7 protein-coding genes are annotated in these 5,670 nt (G+C 48.7%); 2 read left to right on the top strand and 5 right to left on the bottom strand.

Annotated features, from left to right (window positions below; all coding sequences use genetic code 11):
- Window positions 1-852 (top strand): RNA-guided endonuclease TnpB family protein (locus tag OXH39_13255; GenBank protein MCY3551421.1); only part of this gene is annotated, 852 nt, incomplete at its 5' end.
- Window positions 853-1,087: 235 nt separating this feature from the next.
- Complete coding sequence (locus OXH39_13250) at window positions 1,088-1,654, top strand: SUMF1/EgtB/PvdO family nonheme iron enzyme (GenBank protein ID MCY3551420.1); 567 nt, start codon at window positions 1,088-1,090, stop codon at window positions 1,652-1,654.
- A gap of 142 nt (window positions 1,655-1,796) precedes the next feature.
- Here the strand turns inward: OXH39_13250 and OXH39_13245 are convergent, their stop codons facing one another.
- From OXH39_13245 to OXH39_13225, 5 genes are all read right to left on the bottom strand, one after another.
- Entirely contained in the window at window positions 1,797-2,393 is a 597-nt protein-coding gene (locus tag OXH39_13245; GenBank protein MCY3551419.1) for a hypothetical protein, read from the bottom strand.
- 35 nt (window positions 2,394-2,428) lie between these two features.
- Complete coding sequence (locus tag OXH39_13240; protein MCY3551418.1) at window positions 2,429-3,094, bottom strand: hypothetical protein; 666 nt, start codon at window positions 3,092-3,094, stop codon at window positions 2,429-2,431.
- Window positions 3,095-3,112: 18 nt separating this feature from the next.
- On the bottom strand, window positions 3,113-3,712 hold the full coding sequence (locus tag OXH39_13235; protein ID MCY3551417.1) for a hypothetical protein: 600 nt from the start codon (window positions 3,710-3,712) through the stop codon (window positions 3,113-3,115).
- A gap of 47 nt (window positions 3,713-3,759) precedes the next feature.
- Window positions 3,760-4,803 (bottom strand): Ldh family oxidoreductase, encoded by a 1,044-nt coding sequence (locus tag OXH39_13230; protein ID MCY3551416.1) that lies wholly within the window; start codon window positions 4,801-4,803, stop codon window positions 3,760-3,762.
- 61 nt (window positions 4,804-4,864) lie between these two features.
- The coding region (locus OXH39_13225; protein ID MCY3551415.1) for a phytanoyl-CoA dioxygenase family protein at window positions 4,865-5,670 on the bottom strand (806 nt) is incomplete at its 5' end.

The following is a 5,670-nucleotide window of genomic DNA, read 5'->3' as shown; positions in this document are numbered from 1 at the left end:
CGTTTTTTCAAGAAACTTGGCGGCAGACCCAAGATTAAGAAACGGCATAGGTTCAAGTCCTTGACGTTGAAACAAGCGGGTTGGACGCTGAAAGACAATCGCCTCACCCTCAACTTCAGAAAATGGAATAAAGGTAAATGGCGACATGATAAAGTAGCGTATACATTCCATAAGCAGCGTGAGTTTCATGGGAATATCAGTCGTATCACGATAAAACGAGACAACTGCGGTGACTATTGGCTTTATATCACAACGGACTTTGTAGAAACAAAACCGCTGCCAACGACGGGTGAAAGTGTCGGGGCAGATTTCGGCATGAAAGACGCATATTTGACGCTTTCCACGGGTGAAAAGATACAACACCGCCAACCTTTGAAACAGTCTTTGAACACACTTCGATCTCTCAACAGGTCGCTTTCACGAAAAGAAAAAGGTTCTAACGGTTGGTGGAGGTGTGTAAGACGACTCGCACGGCTCTATCGAAAAATCAGCAATCAACGCAGAGATTTTCATTGGCAACTGGCCTCTAAACTTTGTAAGAAGTTTGATACAATTGTGCTTGAAACGTTGAACCTTGACGGTATGAAACGGCTTTGGGGTCGTAAAGTCTCCGACCTTGCCTTCTATGAGTTTGTTGAGATATTGAAGTATAAATGTGAAAAACATAAGCGTCATTTTGTTCAGATCGGTCAATGGACGGCTACAACGAAACCGTGTAGCGACTGCGGTTTTCACAATGAAACCCTAACACTTTCAGAGCGGCAGTGGACCTGTCCCGACTGCGGTTCACATCACGACCGAGACATCAACGCTGCGATCAACATTTTGCGGGCAGGGATAGCCGTCACTTGACGATATGCCTGTAGAACCCTACAGGGAAACGCCCGCGGGTGGAGACAGAATAAGACGGTGAACTCTCTGAGAAAACCGCACTGTCTACGAAGCCGAAGCCCACGCCTTCAGGCGTTGGGTGCTATCACCGTATGAATAACAAAAACTTATGCGGAATTTGACCGGAAGTTTTTCTCCTAAACCATAAAAGGTACACACATATTGAAAACGTTTAGAGGCAGGAGTCGAACTAAACATGGTATTAATACCCGCTGGCAACCTTGAAATAGGAAGCGTTGACGCTTTTTATATGGACGCACGCCCTGTGACAAATCTTGAATACCAGCAATTTCTGATTGAAAACCCACAGTGGCAGAAAGGTCGCATCCCGAAAAAATACCACGACGGGGACTATCTCAAAGATTGGGAAGGCAGCGGTTATCCGAGCGGGAAAGCTGATCACCCAGTGACGTGGGTAAGTTGGTTTTCGGCAATGGCGTATACTTTATGGGCAGGAAAAAGGCTACCGACGGAGGTAGAATGGGAATACGCTATACACAGCGGACTTGCCAATCAGAACTATCCGGTTTGGGAGTGGTGTATAGACCTTTACGACGACGATTTTTTCTTTGCTACGCCGAGAAAAAACCCACGGGCAGGGACAAATGAGGTGCAGTGGATAATAAATAATTTCACAGACATTGAAACGTTACCCGTAAGGGCTTTACGCAGCAAAGGTATCTCCGTCACCAATCGCTTGCTGCTTTCACCTACCAATACCCTCTACGAATACGGATTCCGTTGTGCACAATCAGCGGACTAATCCGAACCTTAGCAATCGGAATTTACCACCCTAAAAAAGGAAATCATGCCCTTTGGTCCAAGGGCATACGGCACTCCAACAAGTTGGTTTTTTGACCAGCATTGTTCTGTCCATGAGGTTTGTCCTTTGCTGTATCTGCGATTTAAGGGGATTGTCGCTCGAAGAATTTAACTTCTCGGATTGAAGCACCTTTGAGCGGAATCTGCAGTTCACCTATTTCCCTACCGTGGGACACATTGTCTACATCTTCCATTGCATTGGCTGTCAATCGCAAATAGAGAACTTCCCGTTCAATCTGGAATCTCACGGGTAATGTACCTTCCACTTTTTGCGAACGTTTGTCTTCCACAGCCGTAAATGAAATTGTCCACTTCGGCGATTTCTCTTCAGCGGTCACATCCAAAGCAAGATTCGGGATGGTTGATGCGGGGTGGACTTCAATATACTTAATATAGGTAGGTGCGTCCAGTTTAATCAATGTTTCCGTTTTGAGACTACCTTTCAAACGACTCTGATACTTCCGAGACTCGTATCCCTTGTTTGTCACATACTCTTTTTTGATGGAGCCCTTTGCATTAAAGGTGCCGACTGTCGATAAATCGCCATCCACCATCTCAGGATTTTGTGTGCAGGAGAGACGCGAAGCCGGTATTTCGACCAGTGGTGTCTCTTGCAGCATCGCACATCCCATAACACCGACTATCAGAAGCAGTGGGATACTAAACATTCGTATGTTCATTTTCGTCACCTCTTCATCCGATGCGGAAAATTTTCCTACAATGGTTGCTTCCCGTAAAGTTTGATCTCGCGTATTGAAGCCCCTTTCAAAGGGATGTCAATCTCTTCGTCATCAATCCGCGTCGCATTCTCTCGGTCTTCTATTGCGTTTGCTGTCACACGTAGATAAAGTACTTCCCGTGCAACGCTGAATTTAACCGGTTTTGTAGTGCCCTCTACGCTTCTGTGCTGTTTGTCATACACAGGTTTGAAACCTGTCCCTGATTGACCGAAATGATGTCCTGATTTTTCCAAGGATGTGCTCAATGCCAGATTAGGGATACGCGACGCTGGGTAGACCTCAACACGACTGACATAGGTCGGTTTTTCCAGTTTTATTACAATCTCACATCGGGTTGTTCCGTCAAGTTCTGCTGTATACTGCCCTTTACCGAAGGAACGTGCACCTTGTCCAACGATGTCATACTTTTTTGTCACGGCTCCCCGTACGTGAAAAGTCGCGACTGTTTCTAAGTTGCCATCCACTATCTCAGGATGGGTTTCGCAGGTCAGCTGTGAGGGGGCAATCTCCTCAATGGGTGTATCCTGAAGCCAAGATAAACGCGACGGCAGAATTTCCGCTCCCGATTTTCCTTGAACGGCTGCACAACCGACAGCACCGAGCAGTAGAAGCAATAGAGTGCTGAACATCCATCTGTTCATTTTCCTGTTCCTTTCCTGTTAAGGGGTCTGATGACCGTAAAATTTGACTTCACGGATTGAAGCCCCTTTTAGCGGAATCTCAACACCTGAGTTTGCAGTTTGGGTAGAATTTTGTTTGTCTTCAATCCCGTCTGCGCCCAACCGCAGATAAAGCACCTCTCGTCCGATACGAAAACGAACCGGATTTAGTCCCTCGATGTCCTGATGCTGCTTGTCGGATACTCGCTCGAAGGCGACATCAAAACGTGGTGGATCGTCGGTCGTCGTCATCATTGCAAAGTTTGGGATAACCCTTGATGCGGGGTAGACTTCTACATAGGTGATATAGGTAGGTGTGTCCAGTTTGATAATGGCTTCTGTCCGGCGATTCCCTTCAACCTGCGTTATGTAACGCCGTTGTGAATAGGCGAGTCGCCGGCTCTCGCCCCCGAACATGTGATACGCTTTGCGGACAAGCCCATTCACTGCGAATGTGCCCTCTGTCTCCAGATTTCCATCTACAAATTCTGGGTTAGATTCACAGGTAAGATGTGACACGTCAATCTCAATAACGGGTTGATTCAATACAGCACACCCCGTAATGCCGATGAGCAAGATAAACAAACTACAGATTCTCATTTTTTTCTCCTGTTGTTATGTTTACGGCACACGGTGTGTGCCGAGTTCTATATGGGGATGTCAACATCGAAACGTTCTGCTGCTTCGACGAGCCGGTTCCATGTTGGCTCCTCGATGGGTATTCCTTCTTGCAGCCGTTTCGCGCGGCTCCGTTCCTCGAATTCTCCGGGTACGTAGATTTCCTCAATATCCGGTAACCGAGCAGATGATTTCACCCACTCTACAAGATAGGCGATTTCCTGTTCATAGTCCGCTAAGTCAATGAAGTCCTCGATCTTAATCGCAAACATCACAATGCCACTTGCACCGCGTGTTGGTGCTTCACGGCTACACCCTGCCCAAGAAAGTCCACCGGCGATAGCATCTATCATCACACCCAGACCGAACCCTTTGTGCCCGAACTGAAAACCACCAAGGGGCATAACGGCTGTATCCTCTGAACGTTCACGAAACGCGTTCGGATCCGTGAGTGGTTTGCCTTCGGCATCTATCATCCAGCCTTCTGGGATAGGTTCGCCGCGTGCCATCTGGACGAGAAGTTTCCCACCTGCGACGACGCTGAGCGTCATGTCGAGGAGAAGTGGTTCGCCTCCCTGACGTGGTACTGAGATGGCAATTGGATTTGGTGGTAGTCTCCGGGAAGTACCACCGTGTGGATGCATAAATCGTCCACCACCATTCAGCAGGACGATCCCGATCATGCCAGCACGTGCCGCAATGGGTGGATATTCGCCCATCCGTCCGGCGTGTCCACACCGATGCAAGCCGACGGCACCGATGGTGCAGCTTTCTGCTTTTTCAACAGCCATTTCCATCGCTTTGCGGGCGGCGACCATGCCGAGTGCACCGTTGGCGTTGATAACGGTGGCTGCACCGCTTTCCCTGACAATTTCCATCTTATCTGTGGCAGGACCGCCTGCCATGCCACCGATGTAGTTTGGTGCGTTGATAACACCGTGTGAATCGTGTCCGGCGAGATTGGAATCGACGACGTGGTCGCTGACGATACGCGCATCTTCCTCCGTACCACCGGCACCCCGATATATATCATAGACAAACTTTCTCAAAACATCATGAGAGACAATCGGCATAAAAATCCTCCTTGCATTTGAAACTGGTGAAACATTTAACGAAACTGACCGATATTATTCGTTATGCTTGGCGAAATCCTGCATCCGTGCGATGCCAATTTTGTCCGTGATCTGGATCGCGGAACTGGATGTGCCTGCCTAATAGCTGCTTGAGAACATCACTTTCGCCTGCCAACTCCTCATCGGTCAACTGTCGAGGCATATCCTCCTGCGGATAGATCACAGAACGGTTATACATACCGAGCAACCCGACGCGCGGTGTGTCCGTTAGGTTCGCCCGGGACTGATGCCAGATCGCACCGTTCGTGAACATAATTGAACCTTTCGGTGCGACAGCAATGCTCATCTCAAGTCCCTCTGCTTCCCCCAAGTCGGGACGACGCAGCGTTTTGTGTGACTCTGGAATACACGCCGTTGCCCCGTTCTCTTCTGTAAAGTCATCTAACATCCACACCGTTTGTCCGGTTAGCGATCCAGACGGGAAAGGCGATTGCATCGCCCAATACGGGTAGTCAATATGCCAACCGCCTGTGGGTGCCCCGGGTCCAACGATGTTTGCCGTAAATGTGGAAGCGATAACATCTTCGCCGAGCATCCGTTTCCACACCGCCACGACAGTCGGGTGCTGGATGAAATAGCGGAAGATGGGTGATTTCCCAACGATTGCCCAGACGCGTCGGATTTTGCCATCTCCATAACTGTGGTCGTGTCCGTTGGCGATATCCTCTTCAACTAATTTCCAGATTACCTCGCGCGCTTCGTCTGCCTCTTCGGGAGTAATCACATTTTCGATAACGTGAAAACCGACTTCACGCAGGTCGTGTTCAACAAGGTCGAGTTTTTCTGAATCTAACGCTGATCTGATTT

It is taken from the genome of Candidatus Poribacteria bacterium (assembly GCA_026702755.1).
Classification (GTDB): domain Bacteria; phylum Poribacteria; class WGA-4E; order WGA-4E; family WGA-3G; genus WGA-3G.
Note: the sequence above shows the minus strand (reverse complement) of the source record. Positions and strands in the feature narration are given on the sequence as shown.